This window comes from Bacillus sp. FDAARGOS_1420 (genome assembly GCF_019344915.1).
GTDB classification, from domain to species: Bacteria; Bacillota; Bacilli; order Bacillales; family Bacillaceae_G; genus Bacillus_A; species Bacillus_A mycoides.
Map to the genome: position 1 here is coordinate 3,023,639 of NZ_JAHWJB010000002.1, position 16,709 is coordinate 3,040,347.

General features: G+C 35.6%; 23 protein-coding genes. 7 read left to right on the top strand and 16 right to left on the bottom strand.

Going from position 1 to position 16,709, the window contains the following annotated elements; genetic code table 11:
• Positions 1 to 85 precede the first annotated feature (85 nt).
• Together I6L50_RS25565 and I6L50_RS25570 are read right to left on the bottom strand one after the other, a co-directional pair.
• On the bottom strand, positions 86 to 1,264 hold the full coding sequence (locus I6L50_RS25565; RefSeq protein ID WP_113937187.1) for an FtsW/RodA/SpoVE family cell cycle protein: 1,179 nt from the start codon (positions 1,262 to 1,264) through the stop codon (positions 86 to 88).
• 125 nt (positions 1,265 to 1,389) lie between these two features.
• Positions 1,390 to 1,677, bottom strand: a complete 288-nt coding sequence (locus I6L50_RS25570) for an Fpa/YlaN family protein (protein WP_002088314.1) — start codon at positions 1,675 to 1,677, stop codon at positions 1,390 to 1,392.
• A 150-nt stretch (positions 1,678 to 1,827) separates the two neighbouring features.
• On the opposite strand from I6L50_RS25570, the gene I6L50_RS25575 reads away from it, so the two are divergent.
• Complete coding sequence (locus tag I6L50_RS25575; RefSeq protein WP_002088315.1) at positions 1,828 to 2,325, top strand: molybdopterin-binding protein; 498 nt, start codon at positions 1,828 to 1,830, stop codon at positions 2,323 to 2,325.
• A gap of 49 nt (positions 2,326 to 2,374) precedes the next feature.
• Here the strand turns inward: I6L50_RS25575 and I6L50_RS25580 are convergent, their stop codons facing one another.
• Both I6L50_RS25580 and I6L50_RS25585 read right to left on the bottom strand, forming a co-directional pair.
• Positions 2,375 to 3,703, bottom strand: coding sequence for a PhoH family protein (locus I6L50_RS25580; RefSeq protein ID WP_002088317.1), 1,329 nt, complete (start codon positions 3,701 to 3,703; stop codon positions 2,375 to 2,377).
• Positions 3,704 to 3,949: 246 nt separating this feature from the next.
• A complete protein-coding gene (locus tag I6L50_RS25585; RefSeq protein ID WP_002014791.1) occupies positions 3,950 to 4,405 on the bottom strand; it encodes a PNPOx family protein in 456 nt (151 codons plus the stop codon).
• 145 nt (positions 4,406 to 4,550) lie between these two features.
• Here I6L50_RS25585 and I6L50_RS25590 point away from each other — a divergent pair, with 145 nt between their 5' ends.
• Positions 4,551 to 4,751 carry a YlaI family protein gene (locus tag I6L50_RS25590; protein WP_002088318.1) on the top strand — a complete coding sequence of 67 codons (201 nt, stop codon included), beginning with the start codon at positions 4,551 to 4,553 and terminating at the stop codon, positions 4,749 to 4,751.
• A 35-nt stretch (positions 4,752 to 4,786) separates the two neighbouring features.
• Here the strand turns inward: I6L50_RS25590 and I6L50_RS25595 are convergent, their stop codons facing one another.
• The 3 genes from I6L50_RS25595 to typA form a co-directional block, all read right to left on the bottom strand.
• The gene (locus I6L50_RS25595; RefSeq protein WP_002014793.1) at positions 4,787 to 5,062 is read right to left on the bottom strand and encodes a hypothetical protein; all 276 of its coding nucleotides are present in this window, start codon (positions 5,060 to 5,062) and stop codon (positions 4,787 to 4,789) included.
• Positions 5,063 to 5,079: 17 nt separating this feature from the next.
• A complete protein-coding gene (locus I6L50_RS25600) occupies positions 5,080 to 5,382 on the bottom strand; it encodes a YlaH-like family protein (RefSeq protein ID WP_002014795.1) in 303 nt (100 codons plus the stop codon).
• Between the two features lie 161 nt (positions 5,383 to 5,543).
• Complete coding sequence (gene typA / locus I6L50_RS25605; RefSeq protein WP_002066916.1) at positions 5,544 to 7,388, bottom strand: translational GTPase TypA; 1,845 nt, start codon at positions 7,386 to 7,388, stop codon at positions 5,544 to 5,546.
• Between the two features lie 140 nt (positions 7,389 to 7,528).
• On the opposite strand from typA, the gene I6L50_RS25610 reads away from it, so the two are divergent.
• Positions 7,529 to 7,708, top strand: a complete 180-nt coding sequence (locus I6L50_RS25610; protein WP_000400129.1) for a DUF5325 family protein — start codon at positions 7,529 to 7,531, stop codon at positions 7,706 to 7,708.
• A gap of 44 nt (positions 7,709 to 7,752) precedes the next feature.
• Here the strand turns inward: I6L50_RS25610 and I6L50_RS25615 are convergent, their stop codons facing one another.
• Complete coding sequence (locus tag I6L50_RS25615; protein ID WP_002138115.1) at positions 7,753 to 8,544, bottom strand: inositol monophosphatase family protein; 792 nt, start codon at positions 8,542 to 8,544, stop codon at positions 7,753 to 7,755.
• 88 nt (positions 8,545 to 8,632) lie between these two features.
• Positions 8,633 to 8,821 carry a hypothetical protein gene (locus I6L50_RS25620; protein ID WP_002121995.1) on the bottom strand — a complete coding sequence of 63 codons (189 nt, stop codon included), beginning with the start codon at positions 8,819 to 8,821 and terminating at the stop codon, positions 8,633 to 8,635.
• Between the two features lie 205 nt (positions 8,822 to 9,026).
• Here I6L50_RS25620 and I6L50_RS25625 point away from each other — a divergent pair, with 205 nt between their 5' ends.
• On the top strand, positions 9,027 to 9,653 hold the full coding sequence (locus I6L50_RS25625; protein WP_002014864.1) for a YktB family protein: 627 nt from the start codon (positions 9,027 to 9,029) through the stop codon (positions 9,651 to 9,653).
• Positions 9,654 to 9,733: 80 nt separating this feature from the next.
• Here the strand turns inward: I6L50_RS25625 and I6L50_RS25630 are convergent, their stop codons facing one another.
• On the bottom strand, positions 9,734 to 10,003 hold the full coding sequence (locus I6L50_RS25630; protein WP_002066915.1) for a UPF0223 family protein: 270 nt from the start codon (positions 10,001 to 10,003) through the stop codon (positions 9,734 to 9,736).
• Between the two features lie 383 nt (positions 10,004 to 10,386).
• On the opposite strand from I6L50_RS25630, the gene speA reads away from it, so the two are divergent.
• The gene (gene speA, locus I6L50_RS25635) at positions 10,387 to 11,859 is read left to right on the top strand and encodes an arginine decarboxylase (RefSeq protein ID WP_219303444.1); all 1,473 of its coding nucleotides are present in this window, start codon (positions 10,387 to 10,389) and stop codon (positions 11,857 to 11,859) included.
• Between the two features lie 619 nt (positions 11,860 to 12,478).
• The gene (locus tag I6L50_RS25640) at positions 12,479 to 13,309 is read left to right on the top strand and encodes a protein-glutamine gamma-glutamyltransferase (RefSeq protein WP_219303445.1); all 831 of its coding nucleotides are present in this window, start codon (positions 12,479 to 12,481) and stop codon (positions 13,307 to 13,309) included.
• A gap of 37 nt (positions 13,310 to 13,346) precedes the next feature.
• Here I6L50_RS25640 and I6L50_RS25645 read toward each other — a convergent pair whose 3' ends face one another.
• The 4 genes from I6L50_RS25645 to I6L50_RS25660 all read right to left on the bottom strand — a co-directional run bounded on the left by I6L50_RS25645 (position 13,347) and on the right by I6L50_RS25660 (position 14,328).
• Positions 13,347 to 13,475 carry a GapA-binding peptide SR1P gene (locus I6L50_RS25645; protein ID WP_000536785.1) on the bottom strand — a complete coding sequence of 43 codons (129 nt, stop codon included), beginning with the start codon at positions 13,473 to 13,475 and terminating at the stop codon, positions 13,347 to 13,349.
• Between the two features lie 44 nt (positions 13,476 to 13,519).
• Entirely contained in the window at positions 13,520 to 13,648 is a 129-nt protein-coding gene (locus tag I6L50_RS25650) for a GapA-binding peptide SR1P (RefSeq protein WP_002033839.1), read from the bottom strand.
• A gap of 59 nt (positions 13,649 to 13,707) precedes the next feature.
• A complete protein-coding gene (locus I6L50_RS25655; RefSeq protein ID WP_000536778.1) occupies positions 13,708 to 13,836 on the bottom strand; it encodes a GapA-binding peptide SR1P in 129 nt (42 codons plus the stop codon).
• Between the two features lie 195 nt (positions 13,837 to 14,031).
• Entirely contained in the window at positions 14,032 to 14,328 is a 297-nt protein-coding gene (locus I6L50_RS25660) for a DUF3055 domain-containing protein (RefSeq protein ID WP_000462037.1), read from the bottom strand.
• Between the two features lie 134 nt (positions 14,329 to 14,462).
• Between I6L50_RS25660 and I6L50_RS25665 the strand changes: the two genes are divergently transcribed.
• Positions 14,463 to 14,855 (top strand): DUF1885 family protein, encoded by a 393-nt coding sequence (locus tag I6L50_RS25665; RefSeq protein ID WP_002014853.1) that lies wholly within the window; start codon positions 14,463 to 14,465, stop codon positions 14,853 to 14,855.
• A gap of 1 nt (position 14,856) precedes the next feature.
• Here the strand turns inward: I6L50_RS25665 and I6L50_RS25670 are convergent, their stop codons facing one another.
• Entirely contained in the window at positions 14,857 to 15,084 is a 228-nt protein-coding gene (locus I6L50_RS25670) for a hypothetical protein (RefSeq protein ID WP_002088334.1), read from the bottom strand.
• A gap of 212 nt (positions 15,085 to 15,296) precedes the next feature.
• Positions 15,297 to 16,709, bottom strand: coding sequence for a dihydrolipoyl dehydrogenase (gene lpdA / locus I6L50_RS25675; RefSeq protein ID WP_002014851.1), 1,413 nt, complete (start codon positions 16,707 to 16,709; stop codon positions 15,297 to 15,299).

Below are 16,709 nucleotides of genomic sequence, written 5' to 3' on the forward strand. Positions count from 1 at the left end.
TTTGTTTCAAGAGAATTAATATTGTATCACATTTAAAACCTAAAAAAATAAAAAACACATTGAACTCTAGAGCTCAATGCGTTTTTTATTTTACAACAACAAGATGCGGTCCACCTTGTTCTATTTCATTAGTCAATTCGTTTTGTTGTTTCTCTTGTCGTTTTACATAACTAGCAATATTTAACAGTATACCCATTGCAAGTAAATTAGCCAATAAAGAACTACCACCATAACTTACAAACGGTAATGGTACCCCTGTAAGCGGTATTAACCCAGACATACCACCAACATTTATAAAAGTTTGAACTCCAAACAAACTTGCAATTCCAATTGCTATTAAACTTCCAAACGGATCTTTGCACTTTTGTGCAATCCTAAATGCTCGAACAATAATAAGTAACAAACAGATTAAAATGACAGCTACACCTATAAAACCAAGCTCCTCAGATATAATTGCCATAATAAAATCTGTTTGCGGTTCTGGTAAGTATCCATATTTTTGCACACTGTTCCCTAACCCTCGACCATTTAGCCCTCCTGAAGCAATTCCAATAAAAGAATTTATTAATTGGAACCCATCATTTTGAGGATCGTTAAATGGATCAAGAAAAACTGAAAACCGTGCCTTTTGATATGGATTTAATGCATAATTACCGAGAATATATAGTGCCGGAACCCATACTATAGAAGTTAAAACAATTCGTTTAATCCATAAATTAATCCGCACTCCCGAACAAAGAAACATAATTCCTACTGTTCCTGCAATTAACAAATCGGTACCTAAATCATTTTGCTTTAAAATTAAAACCATGATTAAACCAACACCAAAAAGTACCGGTCCCGATCCTTTCAAAACAGGCGTATTCGTTTCTTGCCTTTTCGCAAAAAAATGAGCCAATACGAGGATAACAGTTATCTTCACAAATTCTGCAGGCTGTATTCCAAATATCCATCCATTTGCGCCGTTTACTGTCTTAGTGAAAAATGCAGCTGCCGCTAATAATGCAATGCTAATACCATAACTCCCCAATAAAAAAATTCGTTTCCTCCACACTTTATATGGGATAGTAGCGATAATTATTAATATGATTGTCCCAGCAGCCAAAGTCATTAATTGTCTTTTAAAAAAGAAATTTGCTGGTTTATCAAACCTCGAAATCGCAACAATGGAACTAGAACTATATACCATTATAACTCCCAGCACACATAAGATAACAAGAGGAAGTAATAAGGAATAATCCATCGATTTCCATACTTTTTTCATTTCATTTCCTCTTTCTGTTTCAATTTAATTATTGTTGTATTCCATATGTATATAGGTTCTTCCTTCTTTATTATACAAATAAAAAGCCCAAACTATTTCAGTTTGAGCCCCCTTATTTGAACCCGTTATTGTTGTTTGTTTGTAAATGCTTCATGAAGTGCAGACAACTCACGTTCGAGCTCTCCTAACATTGCTTTCCCTTGTTCTTCTCCAATAAGACCAAGGCGAACCGCAAAATCGACCTCGCGGGATAGTCCAAACATTTGTGTGTCTAAAACTTCTTCATATAATGGACATTGCGGCATTGTAAGATTGTCCATTTGTACCTTAATAAGTCTTAAAATCTTCTCTGCATCCGCTTGTAGAAGGGCTAGTGCCTTTTCCTGATGATTTGATACTGTCTCAGACGCCAAATTGATTCCCTCCGTTTCCGTCCTACTCTCTCATATCTATTAATATTAGCGATAGTTTTAATAAATTGCAATAGAAACATTTTTTGTGACAACAGTGCCTAATACTATTATACTGAAAAGTGGGAGTATAACACAAATGGGGGAACAACAATGAGCGAAATTTTATTTATTAATGGAAAAGTTCGTTTTCCAATCACTATCGATCCAACTGTATGGATTTTCGATGATCGAAAAATAGATTTGACAACTTACTTTGATGAAACTAGAGAAGACTCATCCGAATTAGAAACATACTTAAAACATACTTCAGAGCATTGGGATCGCGAAATCCGTGATGGTGCTGCCTTCCCGCCAATACAACAAAGTGTAAAGAAATATAAAAAAGAACAGCTTATTAACGGGACATTTGGCATACCACTTCATCCATTTCTAAAAAATGCTGAAATTTTAGAAGATGCTACTCATGTCGAAATAGAAACCACAGACAATACAATTACACTTCCGTTAGAAACAGCCCATAAAGCTATTCTCGGTTTTTCAAAAGAAGGTAAACCATTACGAGAAGACGGGCCTGTTCATCTATATTTCCATGATGGATCTAATAGACAAAATCCGATTCGTAACATCCGTAAATTTACAATCATTTAAATTGTATAATTAAAAGGCAAAAAAGGAGTGAGCTTAAGCTCACTCCTTTTTATAATAAATCCGCTGCTAGTTGTGCTAAATTAGAACGCTCTCCTTTAACAAACTTTACATGACCACTAATACGTTGTTCTTTAAACTTCTCTACGACATATGTTAAACCGTTATTATATTCATCTAAATACGGATGATCAATTTGCTGAGGATCCCCCATTAATACAATCTTACTTTTTTCGCCTACCCTTGTTAATATCGTCTTCACTTCATGCTTCGTTAAATTTTGTGCCTCGTCAATTATAATGAACTGGTCTGGAATACTTCTCCCGCGTATATAGGTAAGCGCTTCTACTTCAATCGAACCCATCCCAGCTAAAATAGCATCTAGCTCCCCAGGCTTTTTCGTGTTGAATAAATACTCTAGATTATCAAAAATCGGCTGCATCCACGGTCTTAATTTTTCCTCTTTCTCTCCTGGTAAATAACCTATATCTTTTCCTACCGGTACAATTGGTCTCGCTACAAGTAGTTTTTTATATAAACCTAAATCTTCCGTTTGCATTAGTCCCGAAGCTAATGCAAGTAACGTTTTTCCTGTACCTGCTTTTCCTGTTAACGTTACAAGTGGAATATCTTCCCGAAGTAGCAATTCTAATCCCATAATTTGCTGCACGTTTCGTGGGCGTATCCCCCACACTTGTTCATTGTGAAAAATAAGTTTTTTTACCTTCTTACCTAAATGATCCACAATCCCAAGTGCAGAACTAGAACCCCCTAGTGCATCTTTCATTACAACAAACTGATTTGGATAAAAAGGATGATTTGCGATTTCAGATAAAGGTAGTTCACCTTTTTCATAAAAATAATCTAACTGTTCTTTTGATATATACCCTTCTAAAAATCCTGAATATATATTTTCCACTTCGATTACTCGGTCACTTAAATAATCTTCGGCCTGCAATCCGATTGCATCAGCTTTTACCCTTACGAGTACATCTTTACTTACTAAAATAACTGATTTCCCGTCCTCTTTTTCTTGTTCTTCTAAAGAGAGGTTTTTCGCTACCGCTAAAATTCGATTATCATTTGTTTTTTCTACAAAAATATCTTGCAGTTGAACAAATGAGCGATGATTTAATTCAATACGAAATGTACCGCCGTTTTCTAACGGAATACTTTCATGCAGCTTTCCTATTTCGCGAAATTTGTCGATTAACTTAGATACATAGCGAGCATTTCGTCCTACTTCATCCATATAACGTTTTTTCGAATCAACCTCTTCTAATACAACTGCTGGAATCACTACTTCATTTGTTGCAAATGAAAAAATAGATAAAGGATCCTGCAAAAGTACATTCGTATCTAACACATAAATTTTATCCAACCTGTTACCCCCTGACTCCACTTTTAAATTTGTAGAACAAGGGTTTCATCCATAAAATATGGACGAACCATTGTTATAATTATATGTACCGTAAAAACGAGGTAGAATCGAAATTCATAGAAATTAAACCTTTTCTTTATTTTTTATTCATTTCTATTCAATATATTACTTTTTATTATAATTTTTCACATTAAATCACAATACTCACTTGTAAAAGTTTATGAACGATGTTCCTATTCATCTTCTTTATAATTCTTTCATTCCTACTAATACTTGGTTATCAAGCTTTTTAGCAGCTCGAAGATCATATGTTTTTTCATATGTTGGTTCAGTAGCAAGTTTCGCACCATAAAACATAACATCACGAACTTCTTGTACATTCACTTCTACTACCGTTAATTTTAGAGGAATCCCTTCCATTCTATCTGTTAAAATTTCACTTTCACCACTTATGGAAAATACGGATTCATTCGCCATTATAGTCAATACAACCCCTGCACTATGCCGTATATTCCCCACAATACGTGAGCGTTGATCTACCGCAAATCGAATACTAGTTTCACTCACTGCATATACCCAAGAAATAGCACTTACGTTAGGAATTTGTTTTTCGAAATCTGTTGTTGCTATCATAACGATACACTCTTTACGCAAAGATTGTACTAAATCACCTGTCAATGTAGGCTCAACTACATTCGCCATATTTCCACCTCCAAATATTATTTATATATCCTTATCATAACCTATTTTTCGAATTGCGAAAATATTATTTTTTCCCGCTATTATTCAAAAACATTATACTTCCATGATATACTTATACTGATAGAATTCGTATTGAGGTGACGAAATGAGAGTCAAATGTATGATTTGTGATAAAAAAGATATGTTAGATGACGAAAATCCTATGGCAAAAAAACTGCGTAATCGCCCTATTCATACATATATGTGCATGGAATGTACGGAACGAATTGCAGAGCGTACTACGGAACGCCATGCGAGTGGTAATTTCCGATTATATCGTGATAAAAAAGTAGAAGACGATTGGTAAACCGGAAATAAGTCCTTAATCATATAGATAAGGACTTATTTGTATTTTTCTGGTTCACGATTCATCTGATCCAAAAAACAATCAATGGCTTCTACCGGAAATCTTGCACACCTTATTTCTCCATCAATTTCATATGTAATCAAATACATTTCCTCGTTCTTTTCAACTTCTACATTTCGTAATTTATGCTCTTCATATATCATATTTTGAAATAATACATACGTTTCTTGTGCAGCTCTATCATCTGGACGTGCTTCCGCAACCGTTTTAATTGTTAACCAATTATATAATGCATCTTGTACTGAGCGCATGAAAGCCCCTCCTTTTTTCACCCTGTTTTTTGTTGTTTAGCTTGACGTAAACGCAGTCTATAAATTCCAAGTACAATTGCCGCTACAACGAGCCCCTCTCCAACGGGTAAAAAAACTGCAAAAAAAGTTAATACGGTGCATCCAATTGCTAAAGAAATATATATCACTATATTTTTTAGTACCGATAGCTTCCTTGCAAATCCTAAATTATATACAAGTGCACTTAATAAAATTATTGTTCCATAAAGCAACCACATCCCTAACTCTGGATTTTCATCAACTTTACAAAGTTTCGCGAAAAATGACATTCTTTCTAACACTATCTTTCACCCCTTCTCATGAAACAAATTCTCTTTATGTACTTAATACAAGAGTAACTCGCAAAAAAAATACTGTCCACAAAAAAGAGTAAATATTCTAAAAAAATAAACAAAAAACAAAAAAAACAGCTACCTTTATAAAAGGTAGCTGTTCTATTATTTTATGCTTCAACAGATTTCTTTTTCTTAGCAGCTCTTTCGCGCTCACTCTTATCAAGAATCTTTTTACGTAGACGAATTGATTCTGGAGTTACTTCACAGAACTCATCATCGTTTAAGTACTCTAATGACTCTTCTAAAGTCATTAAGCGTGGTTTTTTCATTGATGAAGTTTGATCTTTCGTCGCAGAACGAATGTTAGTTTGTTGTTTCATTTTTACAACGTTAACTGTTAAATCATTCTCACGTGTATGTTCTCCAACGATCATACCAGCATATACTTCTGTACCTGGTTCAACGAAGATTACACCGCGATCTTCAACTTGCATAATACCATATTGTGATGCTTTTCCTGTGTCAAGTGAAACTAGAACACCTTGGCGACGTCCACCCACTTGTCCAGCATGTACTGGTTGGTAGCAATCAAATGTATGGTTTAAAATACCGTAACCACGAGTTAATGTTAGGAATTCTGTTGTGTAACCAATTAAACCACGTGCCGGAACCATGAAAGTAAGGCGAACTTGACCATTTCCATTATTCACCATATCTAACATTTCACCTTTACGTGCGCCCATTGATTCCATAATAGAACCAGTGTATTCTTCAGGCACATCGATTTGTACGCGCTCTACAGGCTCGCTTCTTACGCCATCAACATCTTTAATAATTACTTCTGGCTTAGATACTTGTAGTTCATAACCTTCACGACGCATATTTTCAATTAAGATAGATAAATGTAACTCTCCGCGTCCAGATACGATCCATGCATCAGGAGAATCTGTATTATCTACACGTAAACTTACATCTGTCTCTAATTGTGAACGAAGACGCTCTTCAATTTTACGAGAAGTAATGAATTTACCTTCACGACCTGCAAACGGGCTATTATTTACAAGGAATGTCATTTGTAGTGTTGGCTCATCAATACGTAATAATGGTAAAGCCTCTTCATGCTCAACCGGACATACCGTTTCACCTACGTTAATGTCTTCCATACCTGAAACAGCTACTAAATCTCCAGCTTTTGCTTCTTCAATTTCTTGACGTTTTAATCCAATATAACCAAATAATTTAGTTACACGGAATTGTTTTACACTTCCGTCAACTTTCATTAATGCAACTTGTTGTCCTACTTTCATTGTACCACGGAATATGCGTCCAACCCCGATACGACCAACATAGTCATTGTAATCAAGAAGTGCTACTTGGAATTGAAGTGGCTCTTCGCTGTTATCAATTGGTGCTGGAATATGTTCAATAATTGTGTCAAACAATGATTTCATATTCTCTTCTTGATTTGCTGGATTTGAATCTAAGCTTGCTGTTCCGTTCATTGCTGATGCAAATACAACTGGGAACTCTAATTGATCTTCGTTTGCACCAAGTTCGATGAATAAGTCGACTACTTCATCAACTACTTCATCAGGGCGAGCGAAGTCACGGTCAATTTTGTTTACAACAACGATTGGAGTTAAGTTTTGCTCAAGAGCTTTCTTTAAAACAAATCGTGTTTGTGGCATACAACCTTCATATGCATCAACAACAAGTAGAACACCATCAACCATTTTCATGATACGTTCTACTTCTCCACCGAAGTCAGCGTGACCAGGTGTATCTAAAATGTTAATTCTTTTATCTTCATAGTGAATCGCAGTATTCTTCGCTAAAATTGTAATACCACGTTCTCTTTCTAGATCATTTGAGTCCATTGCGCGTTCTTCAATATGTTCATTCGCACGGAACGTCCCCGCTTGACGTAATAACTGGTCAACAAGTGTTGTTTTACCATGGTCAACGTGGGCAATAATTGCTATATTTCGTAAATCTTGTCGTTTTTTCAACATGTCCAACTCCTAATGTCTTTTTAATCCTTCTCTATTATAAGAGCGAAGGGGATACAATGGCAATCAAAATAAAATCAAGAATGAAAATATAGTTGTATTCTTACTTTTGTGAAAGTAAAATAAGATTGGAGGGTGAAGAAATGGAACACATTCAATATCGCTTTTTATTAACAGCAATTATCGGTGTTATCTTCTTAATTGGTATCGGAATTATGGTTGCTGAAAATAGTCCCATCGGCATTATTATTTGCATTATCGGCACATTTGTTACAGTTGGATACGGTTTTGTAACAAAAAGAAAAATGCGTAAATCGCAATAACATTAAAAAGTAAGAAGCTTCTTTATGCCTCTTACTTTTTTTCATTATTGCGATACAAATGGTAATAATTCTTCGTATACTCCTGGTTTTGCAACTAACACACTGCTTTTCTCTACAATAGAAAGAGGCGTTCCCAAGAACGTTGTCACTTTACCGCCAACTTCTTCTACAATAATCTGTCCCCCGCCAAAGTCCCATGGTGATAAGCGCGGTGTCACATATGCATCTAATCTTCCGGTTGCAACATATACCATTTCTAACGCTGCACAACCATATGACCTCGTACCTCTCGCCTTCTTAACGAGCATCATCATTTTTTCCATATTAAGCAATGGATTATCAGTAAGCCATATCGCATTCAAAGCTATAACTCCATGCTCTACCGTTCCTTTTTCCAACATGGGAATAGCTAAATCATTGCAAAAAGCCCCTTCTCCCTTTACCGCATGATATAGTTCGTCATGAACTGGATCATAAATAAGACCAATCTTTCCGATACCGTTCTCATAAATCCCGATTGAGATTGCGAAATTTCTTTTTTGATGAACAAAGTTCATCGTGCCGTCAATTGGATCAATTAACCAAACAACCCCATTAGAAGAGGTAATCTCATCTCCGTAGCCTTCTTCTCCTAAAATATTATGATGTGGGAATGTTTCTTTAATTTTCCCAATTAAAAACTGCTCCGTTTCTCGATCCATATTTGTTACTAGATCAGCTGCATTTGACTTTGTTTCTATAATAAGTGTTTTTTTCAGTGACGCCATTAAATGTTCTCCAGCTTCTCGAATCCACTGTTTCGCGTGTGTATCGATGTCTTTCCATACTTCTTGCATGTTTAAACACTCCGATCTATACTGTTCACAGAAAAAACGAACCCTTTATAAGGTTCGCACCAACTAATTATTTATACATATACTATTATTACGCTTCTAAACGGATCATTTCAAGTCTTAACACTTCTAATTTTTGTACGCACTCTTCTTTTTTCTGTTTGTCGTTATCCATCATCGCATCATATAAAGTTGCTAATTCATAATCTAGCTCCAAACGTAGCACCGGAATTCTCTTTTCAGCATCTGTTCTCTTTAACGCATTAATCACCTGTCTCATTTTTTTGCCTCCTCCCAATATTCGTCTGCCCTCGGACTAGAATTGATTCAATTTTCTGATTTTTTGTTTTATACTATACTATGTTGGATAAATCATCTATGCAACACAATTATATTTTTTTATTTAAATTTTTTTGTGCTGTTTTTTTTATGAATAGTACAAGCTATGCTAAAATTAAAACAAAATAGGAGTTGGAGGAACAATCATGACACTACAAACATTCACATCAACTGATTTTGAAGTCTTTACTGTTGATGGTCTTGAAGAACGAATGAGCGCAATTAAAACGAATATTCATCCTAAGCTAGAAGCTTTAGGGGAACAATTTGCAGAATATTTATCACAACAAACTGATGAAAACTTTTTCTACCATGTAGCAAAACATGCACGCCGCAAAGTCAATCCACCAAACGATACTTGGGTTGCTTTTTCAACAAATAAACGTGGATATAAAATGTTACCACACTTTCAAATTGGTTTATGGGGTACTCACGCCTTCATATACTTTGGTTTAATCTATGAGTGTCCACAAAAAGTGGAGACGGCTCACGCCTTCTTAGAACATTTAAATGATTTAAAAACAAATATTCCAAATGACTTCGTTTGGTCCATTGACCATACTAAACCAGGTGTAAAACTACATAAAACGCTTGAAACGGAAGACTTACAAAAGATGATTGAACGTTTAGCTACTGTGAAAAAAGCAGAGTTATTAGTCGGTATTCATATATCACCAGAGGAGTTTTCAGCAATGACCAACGAACAATTCCTTGCTAAGATTGAATCTACGATGCAACCACTCCTTCCTTTATATGCACTTTGTAATCGATAGTAGAAAACGGACAATTTATATTGTCCGTTTTTAGTTGTTATCACATTATAGCACTTCATATTTTATTTTTCAAAATATTTTTACATTTTAACAATCTTTTTTTCTGCTACTTCCTTTGCTTTTTGAATCGTACGATATATAGAATATCCACTTACTTCTTGAAATTCTTTATCAATTTTTTTCTCCGCTGCCTTCGATGGCACAATCTCTTTAAAACGACGATATAATTCCATCAAATCTTCTCTCAAAACTCCTTTTTCGTATACCTTTTCAATCGCTTCATAAAACTTTACAACTGCTACCATTTCTTCATTTGACCAATTGTAATCAAGTGGATATTGATATTCCATTTTTGCACCTCATTCAGTATTCTTTCTTTTTCCATTATGCTACCTTTAAGACAGCCTTTTATTCTTCACTATAACCACTCTGCATTATACACCATTTATCCATTTCAATGGAATTGTCTTCCTCTTTGCAGTATTTAAAATATAACTATTAAACATACTCACCTTGAAAATGCGATTTTTCTATACATCTATAATTATTGGTGATATAATGCTTTTGTTTTATAGAGAATAAAGTGAGACTACCATCCCCAAAAAGGCTTTTGCGAATGGCAGAAAAACAAGTCAAGTTCTAAAAGTTTGTCATCTTAATTTCCTTTTAGAATGAGATGAAATCATATAAAACAAACTCTAATAAATATTACGAAGAAGAAGGGGTGTATAGATTGTCCCAATACGAAACACCATTGTTTACCGCTTTAGTTGAGCACAGTAAGCGAAATCCAGTTCAATTCCATATTCCTGGTCATAAAAAAGGACAGGGCATGGATCCTACATTTCGCGAATTTATTGGGCATAATGCATTAGCAATTGATTTAATTAATATTGCGCCGCTCGATGATTTACATCATCCAAAAGGTATGATTAAAGAAGCACAGGATTTAGCAGCCGCTGCTTTCGGTGCAGATCATACGTTCTTTTCTATTCAAGGTACAAGTGGTGCAATTATGACAATGGTGATGAGCGTGTGCGGTCCTGGGGATAAAATCCTCGTGCCACGGAATGTGCATAAATCAGTAATGTCCGCTATTATTTTCTCAGGTGCAAAACCAATTTTCATGCATCCTGAGATTGATCCGAAGCTCGGTATTTCACATGGGATCACAATTCAATCTGTCAAAAAGGCTCTTGAAGAGCATTCAGATGCGAAAGGCTTACTTGTTATAAATCCAACATATTTTGGGTTTGCTGCAGATTTAGAGCAGATTGTAGAATTAGCTCATTCTTACGATATTCCTGTACTTGTTGATGAGGCTCACGGTGTTCATATCCATTTTCATGATGAACTACCAATATCAGCTATGCAAGCAGGTGCAGATATGGCAGCAACAAGTGTTCACAAATTAGGTGGGTCTTTAACCCAAAGCTCTATTCTTAATGTAAAAGAAGGTCTTGTGAACGTAAAGCATGTCCAATCCATTATTAGCATGCTTACGACTACATCAACTTCTTACATTTTGTTAGCATCCCTTGATGTTGCTAGAAAACGTCTTGCTACAGAAGGAACAGCTCTCATAGGACAAACAATACAATTAGCTGAGCATGTTCGTGATGCTATAAATGTTATTGAGCATCTTTATTGTCCTGGAAAAGAAATGCTAGGAACAGATGCTACTTTTAACTATGATCCTACAAAGATAATTGTATCTGTAAAAGATTTAGGTATTACAGGCCATCAGGCTGAAGTATGGCTTAGAGAACATTACAACATTGAAGTAGAACTCTCTGATTTATATAACATACTTTGTCTTATCACATTTGGAGATACAGAAAGTGAAACAGATACACTTATTACAGCATTACAAGATTTAGCAGCAACATATAGAAATAGAGCAGACAAAGGTGTTCAAGTACAAGTAGAAATACCTGAAATACCTGTGCTAGCACTTTCTCCTAGAGATGCTTTTTATTCAGAAACAGAAGTCATTCCATTTGAAAACGCAGCAGGTCGTATTATAGCTGATTTTGTTATGGTTTATCCGCCAGGGATTCCAATCTTTACTCCGGGGGAAATTATTACACAAGATAACTTAGAGTATATTCTTAAAAATTTAGAAGCTGGGTTACCTGTACAAGGTCCTGAAGATATGACATTACAAACATTACGTGTTATTAAAGAGTACAAGCCTATCAGTTGATAGGCTTTTCTTTCACCTTTTTTCTCTTTTTTTCATACGATACTAAAGAATTTGACATTCCCACCCTAATGGGGCAAGCTGACTAACATCAGTGGGATTCTTGCTACCTAAGGCGAAGTCCATTTCTGGTATCGCTGACGTGCAAGATTGCGGTGTGCCATCACCACTCTCACAACAGATCGTATAGGTTCGTGAGCTACGGTACTTATACCATACCGTACAGATTCGTGTTCAGGTGTTTTAGCGTCTTGTTCTTGACGACACATATCATTTTACCGATAGCTTGAATTCGGCTATCGAACTCCCTATGCTATCTTTTTTCAAAGAACACATTGGCGTTTTAAAGACTTGTACTTGTCTGTAGTTAAAGTCTACCAGAATATAAAGTGAAACTTTAATCAGTGGGGTTTTGTTCATCCCCACTGATTATTAGCCTTCACCAATCGGGCGTTTACGGGTAGCAGGGCTCCAGCCGAATTTTGAGGTGGAATTCTTACTGCCCGCAAATAGCGGGATAAATGTTTTTCTATGAAAAAGCGATACTTTCACCCTATGTCTAAAGTCCAATATAGGCTTTCCCGTATCGCGAAATCTGTAACGTATAGGTGGGGATACCATTATGATTGTGATAGGCCGTTCTATTGTACACCCTTATATCACAAATGAATATGAGCCATTTGCAGCTGAAAAACAACAGATTTTATCCATAATGGCGGGAAATCAAGAAGTTTATTCCTTCCGAACAGCCGATGAACTCAGCTTTGATCTTAATTTACGAGTTAATATTATTACTTCCGCGCTAGAACTTTTTCAAAGTGGATTTCAGTTTCGTACGTTTCAACAATCTTTTTGCAACCCTCAGTTTTGGGAAAGAACATCACTTGGCGGATTTCAACTACTCCCAAACATAGCCCCTTCCAGTGCCATCCAAGATATTTTTAAAAACGGAAAACTATATGGAACTGAATGTGCCACCGCAATGATTATCATTTTTTACAAAGCATTACTATCATTATATGAGGAAAAAACTTTCAACCGTCTATTCGCAAACCTCTTACTTTATACATGGGACTACGATCGCGACTTAAAGCTCATAACAAAAACGAGTGGCGATATCGTTCCAGGTGACCTCGTTTACTTTAAAAACCCACAAGTTAATCCAGCTACGATTGAGTGGCAAGGAGAAAATACAATCTATCTAGGAAACTTCTTTTTTTACGGACATGGCGTAGGCGTAAAAACGAAAGAGGAAATTATTTATTCATTAAATGAACGAAGGATTCCTTATGCTTTTATTTCAGCTTATTTAACCGATTTTATTACTCGTATTGATAGCCGTATGATGAGTCAATACGCCCCTCCTAACACGCCACAAACATCAATAGGATTTATTCCTATTAGAGATGATGCAATCGTTGCAACAGTCGGACATACAACTACAATCTATTAAAAAAACGCCTACATGTGTAGGCGTTTTTTCTTAATTATTAAGCTTTTGTATGTTCTTTATGGTCACATTCGCAATGAGATCCACATTTCCCATAAAGTACTGTTGATTTTTCATCTTCAAAATGTGCGATTGTTCCTTCACAAACTTGGCATACGATTGTTCCCATCTTCATTTCCCCCTGATTTTTAAGAATAATCTACTTATATATGATTAAGCTTTCGCATTGTCTCTACTAGCACAGTCACAATTGGAACCACATTTCCCATAAAGTACTGTCGTTTTCTCATCCTCAAAATGTCCGATTGTTCCTTCGCAAACTTGACATACGATTGTTCCCATTTTTCATTTCCCCCTAAGTTTATGGTCCTAAAAACTTTTAGCTGTCAATTTCCTATCAATTATTGGGCTTTTGTATGTTCTGTGTGATCACATCCGCAAGATCCACATTTCCCGTAAAGTACCGTTACTTTCTCATCCTCGAAGTGTGCAATTGTACCTTCACAATCTTGACATACGATTGTTCCCATTTTTCATTTCCCCCTAAGTTTATAATCCCAAAAACTTTTGTAACCGCTTAACTTTCTGTCTTTATTTTAATATGTTATACTTTTTACGTCAATAGGTTTTTAGTATAACACATTAAATATTTTAAAATTAAATTAGTATGCGATATTAACACAAAAAAACAGCCATATCTCATACGTACGACTGTTTCTTGTTAATTATTCTTCATACTCCGCATGCAAAGAAGTAGACGGAACAAGAAATTTAAAAAACTGAGCTAACTCCTCCGCCTCCTCTTCCGATCCTAACTTAAAAGTTTCCTGTATATATGGAACATTTTCTACATCATCTCTCCCAAGCAAAGTAGATCTCCCTGTTTGCATACAAACAATAAGTGGCTTTCCAAAAAACATATTTGTATAAATAACCCCAAAATCATAACGTGTATCATGCGTCATAAATCCTAAAAATCGTACCTTCACACTTTCATGCTCATCATACAATTTTTCAAACATGAGTTTCCACCTTTCTAAATAACACTTCCTACTCATTAATATATTAAACAAAAAAAGTAATACTCCTTTTAATTGTCAAAAAATTCAGTAGGATGTAGAATGATATTATTCTACTAAGCTAAGGGGGAATTTGTATGCAACACGCCTTTATCACACTTGTACCTAAATCCAATCAACAATCTGTTTCAATAGAAGATGTTAAACACCTTTTTCATAACTATAAAACCGTTACTTCCAAGACTGGTGATCAAATTAATTATGCTTATACAAATACAGCTTTTCCTTATGAAATATTAGATACATCAGCAACAACATTAAAACTCCAATCGAGTCACGATCGATATGATTCTATTTATGTTGGGATTGGAATAGAAAAGGAACAATCTTTTATTCAGGTTTCTTTGCCTACTACAGCAACATTTGGTGATAAAGGAAAAGCAAATGAATTTAGCCGTTTTCTAGCGAAGAAATTAGAAGGAGAGTTACAACTATTTAATGGAAGAACAATGTATTTCTATAAACGTTAATTTAAAAAATAGAGAATATGATTAAAAAAAGTATGCAATTTGAACACGTAAGGAATAACGCCTGCTTTCTTACGTGTAATACAAAACATGCAATCACATATGCCAAATAAAGAAATACGAAAAAGAGAATTACTTTATAATGAAACTTATCACCATTCGATAATGTTAATACAATGGAAAAACCACTCCATAATAGAAAATGATAAAATATAACATGTAATATTCTCATGGAACCTTCTCCTTTGACATGCTCTATTTTATTAATATATGGGATTAAGTTTGAACCAATTACATATTATATAACGGCATATATGCTAACGGTTCATTTAAAGTATTATATATTCATTCGACAAGTACATATAAAGACCTTGCAAGTCATTTCATGAAAATAAAAATACCCCATCTCTTTAAATAAGAGATGGGGTATTTACATTACTTAAATTATTTTACAATGTGAATTGGCATTCCAAGAGCAACTTCAGCTGCTTCCATTGTGATCTCACCTAATGTTGGGTGAGCATGGATTGTTTGAGCGATATCTTCAGCTGTCATTCCAGCTTCGATAGCTAAACCAATCTCAGAGATAATATCAGAAGCACCTGCACCTGCAACTTGTGCACCTACAAGAAGACCATCTTCTTTACGCGTTACAAGTTGTAAGAAACCGTCAGTGCTGTTTAATGATAACGCACGACCGTTTGCAGCGAATGGGAACTTAGATACAGCTACTGTCATTCCTGCTTCTTCAGCTTGTTTCTTAGTGTAACCAACAGATGCTAATTCTGGATCAGTGAAGCATACTGCAGGAATTCCGATGTAATCGATTGCTGATGCATGGCCACTAATTACTTCAACAGCTACTTTACCTTCGTAAGAAGCTTTGTGAGCTAATGGTGGTCCAGGAACGATATCACCGATTGCATAGATGTTTGAAATATTTGTACGGCATTGCTCATCAATTTCGATAATGCCACGGTCAGTCATTTTAATTCCAACTTGCTCAAGACCGATTTCTTGAGTGTTTGGACGACGACCTACAGTTACTAATACGTAATCTGCTTCTACAGTTTGGATTTCACCGTTAACTTCAAAGCTAACTTTTACGCCAGTTTCTGTTTCTTCAACGCCTTTAGCCATAGCTTTTGTATGGATATTTACGTTACCTTTTTTCTGTAGAGCACGTTTAACAACAGAGCTCATAGCTTTTTCGAAACCAGCTAAGATTTCGTCGCCAGCTTCTACTACAGTAACTTCTGTACCGAAGTTAGCATATGCAGTACCTAATTCCATACCGATGTAACCGCCGCCGATTACAACAAGTTTTTTAGGAATTTCAGGTAAGCTTAAAGCGCCTGTAGAGTTGATAACACGTTTAGAGTATTTGAATCCTGGAATTTCGATTGGTGTAGAACCAGTTGCAAGAACAGCATTTTTAAACGTATAAGTTTGTGCTGCATCTTCAGTCATTACGCGTAATGTGTTAGCATCTACGAAGTAAGCTTCACCGCGAATGATTTCAACTTTGTTACCTTTAAGAAGGCCTTCAACACCGCCAGTTAATTTCTTAACTACGCCGTTTTTCCATTCTTGAACTTTTGTAAAGTCAACTTTTACGTTCTCTGCAGTGATACCCATATCATCAGAATGCATTGCATTCTCATAACGATGACCTGCATTGATTAACGCTTTTGAAGGAATACATCCAACGTTTAAGCATACGCCACCAAGGTTAGATTTTTCAATAATCGCTACCTTTTGACCTAATTGTGCTGCACGAATTGCCGCAACGTATCCACCAGGACCTGCACCAACAACGACTGTATCTAATTCAATTGGGAAATCTCCTACTACCAT

What these genes read in the sequence shown, in the direction of transcription:
- I6L50_RS25665 (WP_002014853.1), top strand. Translation starts at nt 14,463, where the DNA reads ATGCAACACGCCTTTATCACACTTGTACCTAAATCCAATCAACAATCT.
- I6L50_RS25575 (WP_002088315.1), top strand. Translation starts at nt 1,828, where the DNA reads ATGAGCGAAATTTTATTTATTAATGGAAAAGTTCGTTTTCCAATCACT.
- I6L50_RS25645 (WP_000536785.1), bottom strand. Translation starts at nt 13,475, where the DNA reads ATGGGAACAATCGTATGCCAAGTTTGTGAAGGAACAATCGCACATTTT.
- I6L50_RS25670 (WP_002088334.1), bottom strand. Translation starts at nt 15,084, where the DNA reads ATGAGAATATTACATGTTATATTTTATCATTTTCTATTATGGAGTGGT.
- I6L50_RS25590 (WP_002088318.1), top strand. Translation starts at nt 4,551, where the DNA reads ATGAGAGTCAAATGTATGATTTGTGATAAAAAAGATATGTTAGATGAC.
- lpdA (WP_002014851.1), bottom strand. Translation starts at nt 16,709, where the DNA reads ATGGTAGTAGGAGATTTCCCAATTGAATTAGATACAGTCGTTGTTGGT.
- I6L50_RS25660 (WP_000462037.1), bottom strand. Translation starts at nt 14,328, where the DNA reads ATGTTTGAAAAATTGTATGATGAGCATGAAAGTGTGAAGGTACGATTT.
- I6L50_RS25565 (WP_113937187.1), bottom strand. Translation starts at nt 1,264, where the DNA reads ATGAAAAAAGTATGGAAATCGATGGATTATTCCTTATTACTTCCTCTT.
- I6L50_RS25640 (WP_219303445.1), top strand. Translation starts at nt 12,479, where the DNA reads ATGATTGTGATAGGCCGTTCTATTGTACACCCTTATATCACAAATGAA.
- I6L50_RS25630 (WP_002066915.1), bottom strand. Translation starts at nt 10,003, where the DNA reads ATGGAATATCAATATCCACTTGATTACAATTGGTCAAATGAAGAAATG.
- I6L50_RS25620 (WP_002121995.1), bottom strand. Translation starts at nt 8,821, where the DNA reads ATGAGACAGGTGATTAATGCGTTAAAGAGAACAGATGCTGAAAAGAGA.
- I6L50_RS25595 (WP_002014793.1), bottom strand. Translation starts at nt 5,062, where the DNA reads ATGCGCTCAGTACAAGATGCATTATATAATTGGTTAACAATTAAAACG.
- I6L50_RS25655 (WP_000536778.1), bottom strand. Translation starts at nt 13,836, where the DNA reads ATGGGAACAATCGTATGTCAAGATTGTGAAGGTACAATTGCACACTTC.
- I6L50_RS25585 (WP_002014791.1), bottom strand. Translation starts at nt 4,405, where the DNA reads ATGGCGAATGTAGTTGAGCCTACATTGACAGGTGATTTAGTACAATCT.
- typA (WP_002066916.1), bottom strand. Translation starts at nt 7,388, where the DNA reads ATGTTGAAAAAACGACAAGATTTACGAAATATAGCAATTATTGCCCAC.
- I6L50_RS25610 (WP_000400129.1), top strand. Translation starts at nt 7,529, where the DNA reads ATGGAACACATTCAATATCGCTTTTTATTAACAGCAATTATCGGTGTT.
- I6L50_RS25615 (WP_002138115.1), bottom strand. Translation starts at nt 8,544, where the DNA reads ATGCAAGAAGTATGGAAAGACATCGATACACACGCGAAACAGTGGATT.
- I6L50_RS25625 (WP_002014864.1), top strand. Translation starts at nt 9,027, where the DNA reads ATGACACTACAAACATTCACATCAACTGATTTTGAAGTCTTTACTGTT.
- I6L50_RS25650 (WP_002033839.1), bottom strand. Translation starts at nt 13,648, where the DNA reads ATGGGAACAATCGTATGTCAAGTTTGCGAAGGAACAATCGGACATTTT.